This window comes from Nonomuraea sp. NPDC049129 (assembly GCF_040648495.1).
GTDB lineage: Bacteria > Actinomycetota > Actinomycetes > Streptosporangiales > Streptosporangiaceae > Nonomuraea.
The window spans coordinates 1098425-1110641 of sequence record NZ_JBEZDU010000001.1; the positions used below are offsets into that span (position 1 = coordinate 1098425).

10 protein-coding genes are annotated in these 12217 nt (G+C 70.6%); 4 read left to right on the forward strand and 6 right to left on the reverse strand.

Translation table 11 applies throughout. The features are described 5' to 3' along the window. Positions 1–27: 27 nt before the first annotated feature. Complete coding sequence (locus AB0B64_RS04900) at positions 28–1116, forward strand: hypothetical protein (protein ID WP_357946444.1); 1089 nt, start codon at positions 28–30, stop codon at positions 1114–1116. Here AB0B64_RS04900 and AB0B64_RS04905 read toward each other — a convergent pair whose 3' ends face one another. Continuing rightward, positions 1117–2544 carry an aldehyde dehydrogenase family protein gene (locus AB0B64_RS04905; RefSeq protein ID WP_358174725.1) on the reverse strand — a complete coding sequence of 476 codons (1428 nt, stop codon included), beginning with the start codon at positions 2542–2544 and terminating at the stop codon, positions 1117–1119. A 232-nt stretch (positions 2545–2776) separates the two neighbouring features. Between AB0B64_RS04905 and AB0B64_RS04910 the strand changes: the two genes are divergently transcribed. Further along, positions 2777–3409: a TetR/AcrR family transcriptional regulator gene (locus AB0B64_RS04910; protein WP_357946438.1), complete on the forward strand. Its 633-nt coding sequence runs from the start codon at positions 2777–2779 to the stop codon at positions 3407–3409. Here AB0B64_RS04910 and AB0B64_RS04915 read toward each other — a convergent pair. Further along, a complete protein-coding gene (locus tag AB0B64_RS04915) occupies positions 3360–4979 on the reverse strand; it encodes a PucR family transcriptional regulator (RefSeq protein WP_358174728.1) in 1620 nt (539 codons plus the stop codon). The two genes, AB0B64_RS04910 and AB0B64_RS04915, sit on opposite strands and share 50 nt — an antisense overlap. A gap of 89 nt (positions 4980–5068) precedes the next feature. On the opposite strand from AB0B64_RS04915, the gene gabT reads away from it, so the two are divergent. Beyond that, entirely contained in the window at positions 5069–6397 is a 1329-nt protein-coding gene (gabT, locus tag AB0B64_RS04920; RefSeq protein ID WP_357946432.1) for a 4-aminobutyrate--2-oxoglutarate transaminase, read from the forward strand. 231 nt (positions 6398–6628) lie between these two features. Next, the gene (locus AB0B64_RS04925) at positions 6629–6805 is read left to right on the forward strand and encodes a hypothetical protein (protein WP_358174730.1); all 177 of its coding nucleotides are present in this window, start codon (positions 6629–6631) and stop codon (positions 6803–6805) included. 45 nt (positions 6806–6850) lie between these two features. On the opposite strand, the gene AB0B64_RS04930 is transcribed toward AB0B64_RS04925, so the two are convergent. The 4 genes from AB0B64_RS04930 to AB0B64_RS04945 all read right to left on the reverse strand — a co-directional run bounded on the left by AB0B64_RS04930 (position 6851) and on the right by AB0B64_RS04945 (position 12216). Further along, positions 6851–8059: a saccharopine dehydrogenase C-terminal domain-containing protein gene (locus tag AB0B64_RS04930; RefSeq protein WP_358174733.1), complete on the reverse strand. Its 1209-nt coding sequence runs from the start codon at positions 8057–8059 to the stop codon at positions 6851–6853. Between the two features lie 171 nt (positions 8060–8230). Then, positions 8231–9349 (reverse strand): extracellular solute-binding protein, encoded by a 1119-nt coding sequence (locus tag AB0B64_RS04935; RefSeq protein WP_358174736.1) that lies wholly within the window; start codon positions 9347–9349, stop codon positions 8231–8233. Positions 9350–9433: 84 nt separating this feature from the next. Beyond that, a complete protein-coding gene (locus tag AB0B64_RS04940; protein WP_358174739.1) occupies positions 9434–10939 on the reverse strand; it encodes a CoA-acylating methylmalonate-semialdehyde dehydrogenase in 1506 nt (501 codons plus the stop codon). After that, positions 10936–12216 carry an aspartate aminotransferase family protein gene (locus AB0B64_RS04945; protein ID WP_358174742.1) on the reverse strand — a complete coding sequence of 427 codons (1281 nt, stop codon included), beginning with the start codon at positions 12214–12216 and terminating at the stop codon, positions 10936–10938. Before AB0B64_RS04945 ends, AB0B64_RS04940 begins: the two co-directional genes overlap by 4 nt. Position 12217: the final 1 nt, after the last annotated feature.

A 12217-nucleotide genomic window follows, 5' to 3' on the forward strand; every position in this document is an offset into this window, starting at 1 on the left:
ACATCTTGTGGTGCAGACTCGGGGGTCATGAGCCTGAGCATCCCCTTGCTGACAGCCGTACCGCTCGTCACGGGGCTGATGGGCCCCGCGCTCATCGGCGCCATGCCCGCCCAGCACCATGACCCCGCCCATCGCGTCGCCAAGCAGGTCGTGCACACGGCCAAGCGGACGGAGGTGGTCGAGCACGTGGCCGCCCGCAGCCCCGCCGAGCAGCGGCGCGTGCTCGACTACTGGACCCCGGCCCGGATGGCCGACGCCCTGCCGATCGACATGCTCGGCATCGTGACCAAGCGTGACGGCCTGCTGGGCGGCCTCGCCAAGAAGACGGGGATCGCCGCCGCACCCGGCCTGACCGGCGAGAAAGTGACCCGCGAGAGCGAGAAGGCCAGGATCCCCGTCCCCCGCCTCCAGTCGGCCCGGCCCCTGACCACCACGTCCGGCTCCCGCTGGCTGACCGGCGGCGCGGTCACCCGCACCACCGGCCGCGTCTTCCTGACCGTCAGCGGCATCGACTTCGTGTGCTCGGCGAGCACGGTCAAGAGCGCGAGCAGGGACCTCGTGGTCACCGCCGGCCACTGCGTCAAGGACGGCACCGGCGAGTGGGCGGCCAACTGGCAATTCGTGCCCGGCTACCGCGACGGCGGCGGCCACCCCTACGGCCAGTACGCCGCCCGCCGCATGTTCGTCACCGGCCCGTGGGCGCATTCCGCCGACGACAGCTACGACGTGGGCATGGTGGCCCTGACGACCGCGGAGAGCCAGCACGTCACCGACGTGGTCGGCGGCCAGCAGATCGCCTTCAACGGCGCGCGCGGCGGCCAGACGTTCGGCTTCGGCTTCCCGGCCGACCCGCCCTACGACGGCGAGCACCTGGTCTACTGCGCGGGCCGCCTGCACGGCGACCCCTACAAGCAGACCCGCGACCAGGGCCTGGGCTGCGACATGACGGCGGGCTCCAGCGGCGGCCCGTGGCTGTCCGGCTTCGACCCCGCCACGGGCACCGGCGAGATCACGTCGCTGAGCAGCTTCAAGTACAGCGACGACCAGCGCACCATGTACGGCCCGTACTTCGGCGACGCCGCCAAGGCCCTGTTCGACACGGCCCAGCGGGCGTAGCTAGAGCGACAGGCCAGTCAGCACCATGACCTTCTCGTAGGTGTAGTCCTGCATCGCCGAGTGCAGACCCTCGCGGCCGACGCCGGAGTCCTTCACGCCGCCGTACGGCATCTGGTCGGCCCGGTACGACGGCACGTCGCCGATGATCACGCCACCCACCTCCAGCTCCCGGTTGGCCCGGAAGGCCGCGTCCAGCGACCGCGTGAACACTCCGGCCTGGAGGCCGTACCTGGAGTCGTTGACCATCGCGTACGCCTCGTCGATGTTCGCGGCCGGCTGCAGGACCATGACCGGCCCGAAGACCTCCTCGCGCAGGACCTTGGCGTCGGAGGGCACGTCGGCCAGGACGGTGGGCGCGTACGTGGCGCCCTCGCGGGTGCCGCCCGCGAGCACGCGGGCGCCCCCGTCGACCGCCTCCTGGACCCACTGCTCGACGCGTTCGGCGGCGTGGACCGAGACCAGCGGTCCGACCTGCGTCTTCTCGTCGGCCGGATCGCCGGTCACGAGCCCGCCGACGGCCGGGAGCAGGCGCTCGACGAAGGCGTCGTAGACGGGCTGCTCGACGATCACCCGCTGCACGGCGATGCAGCTCTGACCGGCCTGGTAGTTGGAGAACAAGGCGACGCGCTGGGCCGCCCAGTCGAGGTCGGCGTCGCTCAGCACGACGGCCGCGGCGTTGCCGCCGAGTTCGAGCGTCACGTGCTTGCGCGGGATCTGGTCGGCGATCGCGTAGCCGACCGGCGCGGAGCCGGTGAACGACACCACCGGCAGCCTGGGATCCGCCACCAGAACGGAGGCGCGCTCGTTCTCGACCGGCAGCACGGAGAACATCCCGGCGGGCAGGTCGGTCTCGGCCAGGAGCTCGCCGAGCAGGAGCGAGGTGAGCGGCGTGGCCGGCGCCGGCTTGACGATGATGGGCGCGCCGACGGCGATGGCGGGCGCGACCTTGTGAGCGACCAGGTTCAGCGGGAAGTTGAACGGCGTGATCGCGAGCACCGGCCCGTACGGCAGACGGGAGACGTACGCCAGGCGCCCGGCGGCGGCGGGCTCGGTGTCGAGCCGCTGCACACCGCCCGACCAGCGGCGGGTCTCCTCGGCGGCGAAGCGGAAGGTGGCGATCGCGCGGGTGACCTCGCCACGAGCCCAGAAGATCGGCTTGCCGTTCTCGGCGGTGATCAGGTGGGCGATCTCATCGGCCCGCTCCGCGATGCGGCGCGAGACATGGGCCAGCGCCTCGGCGCGTACGTGCGCGGGGAGCGCGGCGGCCTGTCCGGCGACCGCGTGGGCGGCCGCGACGGCCTCCTCGACCTGGGCGTCGGTCGGCACGGAATAGCGGCCGACGTCGCGACCGTCGTGGGGATTGGTCACGGTGAGCTGGGAGTCGCCGGTGGCTGGCCGGCCCGCGAGCCAGAAGGTACGCACGTCCATGTTCTCGACGTTATGCCAAGGCCACGATCGGGGACGTACACCACCGTGCACAAGACCCCCACCAGACCTCACCGTTAAGTACAACCTCCCTTGCCTACCCAGGATGTAACAGAAGTAGACCTAATTCGGGATGTTTACCATGCAGGGCGGTTTGAACTTTCTCCCGGCTGGCTAAGTCATCGTGTGCGGGTCCTCAGCGCGGCGGGCCCCCGACGCAGAAAGGCGTGGCCCCATGACCTCCTCGGCGCCTCTCGGGCTCCAAGGCGCCTACTTGCTCGGTGAGCGGGCCACCCATGACGAGCTGCGTTCCCGGCTTCTCGACGTCGCGGTCAACCTGCTGCTCAGCGACGGCCCCGAGAGCTTGACCATGCGCAGGATCGCCACGGAGGCCGGCTGCACGACGACGGTCATCTACACGATGTTCGGCAACAGGGAAGGGCTGGCGGAGGCCCTCTACCTGGAGGGATTCGAGCGTTTCCGGCGCTTTCTGGACGCGGTCCCGCAGCGGCGGGACGCCCTCGAGAACCTCACCGCGCTCGGCCCCGCCTACCGTCAGGCGTGTCTGGCCGAGCCCGGCTACTACAGCTTGATGTTCGAGCGGGCGATCCCCGGTTTCGAACCCAGCGAGCGGGCCAGGACATTGGCCCGCGCGGCGCTCAACATCCTCGACCGGGTGATCGCCGACTGCATCTCCGCCGGGTACCTCGTCCCGACCCAGCCCCGCAAGATCGCCGACGCGCTGTGGGCCGCCGCCCAGGGCGCGATCAGCCTGGAGCGGGCCGGTCACCTGCGCGACGGCCGCACCTACGAGGCGGTCACGACGGCGACGATCTGCTGCTACCTGGTGGACAGGCAGAAGAAGTAGCCGCCAGCGCGATCCAGAGCTCGGCTCGCACTCCGGGATCGTCCAGGTCCCGGCCCAGCAGTTCGGTGACCCGCTTCATGCGGTAGCGGAGCGTGTGGCGGTGGATGCCGAGCCGCTGGGCCGCCGCGTCCCAGTGGCCGTTGCTGCCGATGTAGGCGCGCAGCGACTCGACCAGGTCGGCCCGCGAGCCGTACCTGGCGAGGGGCGCGAGCAGCGCCGCCGCGAACGCCTGGGCGGCGGCGGGGTCGAGCAGGGTGAGCAGGCCCTGGCCGGCGAGGTCGGCGAACCTGACGAGGCCGTCACGGCCGCTCTCGAACGCCCGCCGGGCCTGGTCGAGCGCGCCGGGCAGCTCACCGTACGCGCTGGGCGCGCTCATCCCGACGGTCCCCTCGGCGAGCGCGGCCACCTTCTCGGCCTCCGCCGCGGCCACCAGCACCACGACCGGCAACCCGAGCGGAGCGGCATCAGGGAGGCGGGCGGCTTCGTTAGTGCGGGCGGCTTCGGGAATGCGGGCGGCTTCGTTAGTGCGGGCGGTTTCAGGGACGTGGGCGGTTTCAGGGACGTGGGCGGTGAAGGCGTGCGGCTCCACCGCGTCGAGCGCGTCGCCCGCCACCGCCAGCACGACCACCGGTTCCTCCGGCAGCCGCCCACCGAGCGGCGCCAGCACCGCGCGCGCCCGCTCCACACAGGCCGGCCCCGCGCGCCCCTCCCCCATACCTCCGTCCAGCAGGAGCCCCAGTACGGCCGAGCGCACCCGGCGCTCGGCCTCCCGCTGGGCGCCGCCCTGCTCGACGGCCAGCGTGAGCAGCGATCCGGCCGCGTTGATGACCGTCTGCGTGACGGGCGAGAACGCCCGGGACGCCCCGACCACGAAGAACCCGCGCGGCCTCGGCCCCCCGCCCAGCGGCTGCAGGACGACGTGCTCGTCCGGCCCGGACAGCGCCAGGCTCGCGGGCGGCCGCCCGTTGGCCCCGCCGCCCCGCCAGACACCGTGCTCGCCGCGCAGCCGGGCCAGTTCGCGGGCCGCCGCCTCGGCCTTGGCGGCGCGGGTGGCGTGGCGTACCTCGCCGTGCTCGTCCAGCAGCGCGGCCCAGCCACCGACCTCCTTGGCCAGCCGGTCGATGACCGCGTACGGGCCCTCGGTCCGCAGGGCGGCCCGCGTGAGGCGGCCCTGGGCGGCGAAGGCGCGGGTGATCTCGTCGTACTGCTCGGCGGCCAGCAGGTCGCTGACCGCCTTGCCGACCGCGATGAACGGCGTCTCGCGCGGCACCTCCAGCAGCGGCAACCCGGCCGCCGTGGCCGCCGCCAGCAGCGCGGGCGGCACCTCTTCGTGCGAGAGCCCGACGCCGAGGGCGAGCCCGGCCACGCCACGTGCCACGAGGCGGGCGACATATTGCGAAAAGTCGCCTTCCAGGCGCATACCCGTGGTCAGGAGGAGCTCGTCGCCCTCCAGGTAGGGTGTCGGATCCTCCAGCTCGCTGACGGCCACCCAGCGCACGACCGAGTCCAAGGTGCCGGCCAGCGGCCGCAGCCCTGTCCGTCGCACCACGGTCCGCAGCGAAGGCGCCATACGAGTTGTCCATTCCGGCAAAGACGGGCACTCCAGTGTGACATATCGACGCATCGGACCAGGTGGGCGCCCGGCGTAGCGTCGGGCGCATGAGCATTCCGCAGGAGCGTCGTCTCGTCACCGCGATCCCAGGCCCGAAATCGCAGGAGTTGCTGGCCCGTAAGCAGGCCGCCGTGCCCCCGGGCATCGGCACCGCGCTGCCGGTGTTCGTGACGCGCGCCGGCGGCGGCGTCGTCCAGGACGCCGACGGCAACTCGCTGATCGACTTCGGCTCCGGCATCGCCGTGACCAGCGTCGGCAACGCCGCGCCCAAGGTGGTCGAGCGGGTCCAGGAGCAGGTCGCCGACTTCACCCACACCTGTTTCATGGTCACCCCGTACGAGTCGTACGTGGAGGTATGCGAGAAGCTCAACGAGCTGACCCCCGGTGACCACGAGAAGCGCACGGTCCTGCTGAACACCGGCGCCGAGGCCGTCGAGAACGCCGTCAAGATCGCCAGGCACGCCACGGGCCGCCCGGCGATCATCGTGTTCGACCACGGCTACCACGGCCGCACGCTGCTGACCATGACGCTGACGGCCAAGAACCTGCCCTACAAGCAGGGCTTCGGCCCGTTCGCGCCGGAGGTGTACCGGGTGCCGCTGGCCTACCCGTTCCGCTGGCCGACGGGCCCGGAGAACTGCGCCGAGGAGGCCGCCGCGCAGGCCATCGACATGATCGTCAAGCAGATCGGCGCCGAGAACGTCGCCGCCGTGGTGATCGAGCCGATCGCCGGGGAAGGCGGGTTCATCGAGCCGGCCAAGGGCTTCCTGCCGAGGATCGCCGAGTTCTGCCGGGACAACGGCATCGTGTTCGTCGCCGACGAGGTGCAGACCGGCTTCGCCCGTACCGGGCAGATGTTCGCCTGCGAGGACGAGGGCATCGTGCCCGACCTCATCACCACCGCCAAGGGCATCGCGGGCGGCCTCCCACTCGCCGCCGTCACCGGCCGCGCGGAGATCATGGACAAGGTGCACTCCGGCGGCCTGGGCGGCACGTACGGCGGCAACCCGGTCGCCTGCGCGGCCGCGCTGGGCGTGCTGGAGACCATCGCCGAGGAGGACCTGGTCGCCAAGGCCCGCCGCATCGGCGAGATCATGCTCCCCCGCCTCCACGCGCTGCGCGAGCGCTTCGACGTGATCGGCGATGTGCGCGGCCGAGGGGCGATGATCGCCGTCGAGCTGGTCCAGCCGGGCACGAAGGAGCCGAACCCGGCCGCGCTCGCCGAGGTCGTCCGGCGCTGCCACGCGGAGGGCCTGCTGGTGCTCACCGCGGGCACGTACGGCAACGTGCTGCGCTTCCTGCCGCCGCTGGTCATGCCCGAGCACCTGCTTGAGGAGGGTCTCGGCATCCTGGAGAAAGCTTTCGCTGAACTGTAGGAAACGCGCGAAACGGGCATCCAGCTTGTGGCTGGATGCCCGTTTTTGTAGGTGTAAGGCGTGCGAGCCGGGTAGAGAATTCACCCGGGCTTGACGCTGCCCTAGACGATCAGGAGCGCCCCCGGGCTTATAACGGATCCGGTATACGAGTGGCCGACCGCTGCTGGGAGCATGATGAACTGGGGTCCGACAGGAACGGCACAGAGAATGTTGACGTTCGACCCTGATGGTTTGAGCCGGGCACAGCTCGAGGGCGAAGCCTGCGTGGTCTGCCACAAGAGGTGGCCCAGGCCGCGCGTCCGCGTCGGGCGCTTCCCCGACGACTCTCCCGTGCTGGCCTGCGGCGACTGCGCCGAAGCGCTCATCCCGGCGCCGATGGCCACAGTGGTCGCCTTCCCAACGCGCTAGAGCCTTTCCGCGCGTCAGAGCCTTTTCCGCGCGCTGGAGACGGCGTCAGGCGGCCGCCTCGCGGATCCGCCAGGGCGAGCCGTACTCGGTCAGCAGGTCGAGGAACGGCACCGCGTCGAATGCCTCCGGCCCCAGCACGCCCGTGCCCTTCCAGGCACCGCGGGCCAGCAGCTCCAGCGCGACCACGGGGTGGACGGCGGTCTGCCAGACGACGGCCTGCGAGCCGTACTCGCGCATCGACCAGGCGTTGTCGACCACGTGATAGAGGTACACCTCGCGGGGCCCGCCGTCCTTGCCGGCGCCCTTCACCCAGGTGCCCGCGCACGTCTTGCCGTGCATCCGGTCACCGAGGGTCGCCGGGTCGGGCAGGCTCGCCGCCACCAGGTCACGCGGCGCCACGTCGGCACCGCCCACCCTGATCTTGTCGGCGCTGTCCAGCCCGAGCTTGTGCAGGGTCTTGAGCACGCCGATGAACTCCTCGCCCAGCCCGTACTTGAACGTCACCCGCTTCGCCGGGATCCAGCGGGGCACGAGCAGCACCTCCTCGTGCTCGACGTTCACGCACTCCACGGGGCCGATGCCCTCGGGGAAGTCGAACACCTCGGGCTCGCTGAACGGCTCGGTCGTGTGCCACCGCCCGTCCTCCCAGACGACGGGCGGATTGAGGCACTCCTCGATCGTCGTCCAGATGGAGAACGTCGGCGCGAAGTCGTAGCCGTCCACGACCAGGTTCGAGCCGTCCCTGACGCCGATCTCGTCGATGCCGTCGAACAGGTGGTCGGCGGCGTAGCGGGCGAACACGTCGGCCAGCCCCGGCTCCACGCCCATCCCGACGAGCGCGAGCCGGTCCCGCGCCCGCCACTCCTCGTCGCGCGCGAACTGCTCGTCGCCCAGCTTCACCCCCGGCATCTCGTACGGCCGGCTGGAGTGCGGTCTGGACAGCGACATCGCCATGTCCAGGTAGTCCGCCCCGGCCGCCAGCGCCGCCTCGAACAGCGGCATCGTGAACCGCGGATCGACGGCGTTGAACAGCACGTCGCACCGGTGCTCCCGGAGCGCCGCCGCCACCGCCGCCCGATCGGCGGCGTCGAGGCTGATCGCGCTGAAGCGGGGATCGTCCACGCCGGCGACGGCTCGCGCCGCCCGGCTCTGTTGGGAGTCGGCGACCACGATGTGTTCGAAGAAATCTCGGCGCGCGGCGATGGGCACGACAGCGGAGCCGACGCCGCCGGCGCCGACCAGAAGGATTCTCATGACCAGAACATACTCACTGACTGGTCATTCAGTCGAATTCTCGGCCAGTCCTCCGGAAAAGCGAGACGCCCCGGAGCGGGGGGAGGCCCGGGGCGTCTCTGCAGGCACGGCCCAGCGGGGGGACGGGGCGAGCCTGCGGCGAAAGTCATGTGTGGGTAAAGCAGCCCCCGCTCAATTCACCAGTGTGCCCCACTGTTTGCTCCATGTGGCGTAATCAGTGCATTCCCCCTCAGATCCCCGGCAACCCCCTGGCGGCCGAGCGGCGAAGGCGACCCGGTCGAGCCACTTCGGCTTGTCGGCTCCGTACGCGTCGCACATCTGCTTGGCCCGCCCTTTGCACGCCTTGGGGTTGGCCGGCGCCAGACCGACCCAGGCGGCCGCGTCACGCTGGGCCGACGGCGCCGCCATCCAGCTCAGCCAGCGGTAGGCGCAGTCGGTGTTGGGGATGTTCGCGCCGAGCATCCAGGAGTCGAGCCAGCCGGTCATCTTGCGCGCGCTGACCGCCTTGATCGGCTTGCCGGCCTTCTGCAGGAGCAGGCGGTAGTACGGCGTGGCCTGGGCGTAGTCGAGCGAGCCCGTGGCGAAGCCCTTGACCAGTTCGAGCGGGTTCTTCCAGTAAGTGCGGCCCTTGCGCTCGCTCAGCAGCGCCATCGCCCGGTCCAGCTGGCTCTTGGTCAGCTCGAAGGGGTCGTCCACGCTGCCGTCGGTGAGCGCCGCGTCGGCGATGGTCAGCGGGCCCTCCTTGAGCGACACCCGGTCCGACTGGAAGACCTGCTTGAGGCCGCCGTCCTTGACCTTGGTCGAGTCGTAAAGGAACTCGTGGAACCCCCACAGGTACGGCACGCCGTAGACCTTGCCCGACACCTTGGTCATGTCGCGAAAACGCTTGGTCAGGTCGTCGTAACCGGTGACCTTGGCCGGATCGATGGGCTGCGCCTGCCTGCGCTCGATCATCGAGGCGGCCAGCACCGGGCCGGCCGAGATCACGTCGTAGGAGCGCTGGTCGACGTACGTCGCCATGTCGTCGGCGGTCTGCACGGTGTCGAGGCGGGCGATGCGGCAGCCGGTCGTCTTCTCGAAGTCGCCCACCCAGTTGACCCTGGGGCTGGTGCCGCCGTATTCGGCGTAGCCGCGGTAGGTGAGGATCTGCAGCGTGCCGTCGCCCTGCGTCGGACTCGCCGACGGGGTGGGGGTCGGGGACGGGGTCTGCTTCGGCGATGGGACCGCCGCCCCCATGCTGGCGATCAGAGCCGTCATGGCCAGCGCCATGGCAGGTATGCGGCGATCCACGTTCCTCCCTCGTCCGTGTGCTGGAGTTTATCGGGCACACGACGGGGAGGGACGCCTGGCGCGTCCCTCCCCGGTGGAGATCGCTCACCCGTTGGTGGGGAAGCCCAGGTTCACGCCGCCGTGCGACGGGTCGAGCCAGCGCGAGGTGACGACCTTGCCGCGGGTGTAGAAGTGGACGCCCTCGGTACCGTGCACGTGCGTGTCACCGAACAGCGACGCCTTCCAGCCGCCGAAGCTGTAGAACGCCATCGGCACCGGGATCGGCACGTTGATGCCGATCATGCCGACCTCGACCTCGTTCTGGAAGCGCCGGGCCGCGCCGCCGTCGTTGGTGAAGATCGCGGTGCCGTTGCCGTACGCGCCGCCGTTGATGAGCTGCAGGCCCTCCTCGTACGAGCCGACGCGGACGATCGTCAGGACCGGGCCGAAGATCTCCTCGGTGTGCACCCGCGAGCCGGCCGGCACGTGGTCGAGCACGGTCGGGCCGAGCCAGAAGCCGGGCGTCTCCGACGCCTTGCCGCCGCCTTCGACACGCGTGTCCCGGCCGTCCACGACCAGCTTGGCGCCCTCCTCGACGCCGAGGTCGAGGTAGGAGGCGACCTTGTCGCGGTGCGCCTCGGTGACCAGCGGCCCCATCTCGGACCTGGGGTCGGAGCCGGGGCCGATCACCAGCTTGTCGACGCGCTCGACGATCTTCTGGACGAGCTCGTCGCCCACCGGGTCGACGGCCAGCACGACGGAGATCGCCATGCACCGCTCGCCGGCCGAGCCGAAGCCCGCCGACACGGCCGAGTCGGCGACCAGGTCGAGGTCGGCGTCGGGCAGGACGAGCATGTGGTTCTTGGCCCCGCCGAGCGCCTGCACCCGCTTGCCGTGGCTGGTGCCGGTCTCGTAGACGTACTTGGCGATGGGGGTCGAGCCGACGAAGGAGACGCCGCGCACGTCGGGGTGCTCCAGCAGCTGGTCGACGGCGACCTTGTCGCCCTGGACGACGTTGAAGACGCCGTCGGGCAGCCCGGCCTCCTGCCAGAGCCGCGCCATGAGCAGCGACGCGGACGGGTCCTTCTCCGACGGCTTGAGCACGAACGCGTTGCCGCAGGCGATCGCGATCGGGTACATCCACATCGGCACCATGGCCGGGAAGTTGAACGGCGTGATGCCGGCCACCACCCCGAGCGGCTGGCGCAGCGAATAGGAGTCGACCCGGGTCGAGACGCCCTCGGAGAAGCCGCCCTTGAGCAGGTGCGGGATCCCGCAGGCGAACTCCACGACCTCCAGGCCGCGAGCGACCTCGCCGAGCGCGTCGGAGTGCACCTTCCCGTGCTCGGCCGAGATGAGCGCGGCCAGTTCGTCGCGGTGGGCGTACATCAGTTCGCGGAAGCGGAACAGCACCTGCGCCCGCTTGGTCAGCGAGGCGTCCCGCCAGGCGGGGAAGGCCGCCACGGCGGCGGCCACGGCCGCGTCGACGTCGGCGGCCGAGGCCAGCGCGACGTGCCCGCTGACCTCGCCGGTCGACGGGTCGAAGATCTCCTGGGTACGGCTGTCGCCGTCCGTCAGAGCTCCGTTGATCCAGTGCTTGACAAACTTCACTGCGTCGCTGCCTCTGCGTTGATGACTTCCAGTGCGTGCACGATGATGCTGAGGCCCTCGGTGGCCTCGTCCACCGTGAGGGTGAGCGGCGGGGCCATGCGGATGGCGGTGCCGTACAGGCCGCCCTTGCCCGCGAGCAGGCCCGACTTCTTGGTCTCCTCCATGAACCGCGCGGCCTGCGCGGGGCTCTCCAGCTCGACGGCGAACATCAGGCCCTTGCCGCGCACGGCCTTGATGATCGGCAGCCGCTCGGCCGCCGCGCGCAGGCCATCGGCGATGATCTTGCCGGTCCTGGCGGCGTTGGCCTGGAGATCGTGGTCGAGCACGTAGTCGAGCGTGGCGTTGGCGGCGGCCATGGAGATCGGGTTGCCGCCGAACGTGGCCAGGCCCACGGCGGGCAGGCTGTCCATCAGGTCGCCGCGGGCCACGACGCCACCGACCGCGAATCCGTTGCCCAGGCCCTTGGCGAAGGTCATCATGTCGGGCGTCACGCCGTGGTTCTGGATGCCGAAGAACGCGCTGCCGGTGCGTCCCCAGCCCGTCTGCACCTCGTCGGAGATGAACAGGATGCCCTGCTCGTCCAGGACCTCCTTGTAGGCGGCGAACAGCCCGTCGGGGGCCATCGTGAACCCGCCCACACCCTGGATGGGCTCGGCGATCAGCGCCGCCACGTCGTTGGAGACGGCCGTGGCCAGCACGTGGCGCAGGTCGTCGACGCAGGCCGCGATGTAGTCGGCGTCCGACAGACCCTTGAACTGGGTCAGGTGCCGGTCGGCCCCGTGCAGGAAGTGCACGTTCAGCGGGGAGAGCGAGTTGTTCTTCCACGTCCGGTTGGAGGTGACGCTGATCGCGCCGAAGCTGCGGCCGTGGTAGCTCTGCCGCATGGCGAGCACCTGGTCGCTCTTGCGCGCGTAGGTGGCCAGCAGCAGCGCGGTCTCGTTCGCCTCGGTGCCGGAGTTGGTGAAGAAGACCTTGGCATCGGGGATGCCGGAGAGCCTGGCGATCTTCTCCGCCAGCTCGATCTGGCCGCGCAGCAGGTAGACCGTACTGGTGTGGACGACTCCCGTGGCGAGCTGACGCTCGACGGCCTCGCGCACCTCGGGCACGTCGTACCCGATCATGTTGGTGAGGATGCCGGCGAAGAAGTCGAGGTAGCTCTTGCCATCGGCGTCGACGACGCGATTGCCCTTGCCACTGACGATCTCGATCGGCTCGTTGTAGTTGAGTGCCACCCAGTTGGGGATCACTGCCCGGTGGCGGGCGAGAAGCTCCGACATG

Bases quoted from the DNA above. Each gene is read 5' to 3' on its own strand.
- AB0B64_RS04915 (WP_358174728.1), bottom strand. From the start codon at position 4,979: ATGGCGCCTTCGCTGCGGACCGTGGTGCGACGGACAGGGCTGCGGCCG.
- AB0B64_RS04910 (WP_357946438.1), top strand. From the start codon at position 2,777: ATGACCTCCTCGGCGCCTCTCGGGCTCCAAGGCGCCTACTTGCTCGGT.
- AB0B64_RS04945 (WP_358174742.1), bottom strand. From the start codon at position 12,216: ATGTCGGAGCTTCTCGCCCGCCACCGGGCAGTGATCCCCAACTGGGTG.
- AB0B64_RS04930 (WP_358174733.1), bottom strand. From the start codon at position 8,059: ATGAGAATCCTTCTGGTCGGCGCCGGCGGCGTCGGCTCCGCTGTCGTG.
- AB0B64_RS04900 (WP_357946444.1), top strand. From the start codon at position 28: ATGAGCCTGAGCATCCCCTTGCTGACAGCCGTACCGCTCGTCACGGGG.
- AB0B64_RS04905 (WP_358174725.1), bottom strand. From the start codon at position 2,544: ATGGACGTGCGTACCTTCTGGCTCGCGGGCCGGCCAGCCACCGGCGAC.
- gabT (WP_357946432.1), top strand. From the start codon at position 5,069: ATGAGCATTCCGCAGGAGCGTCGTCTCGTCACCGCGATCCCAGGCCCG.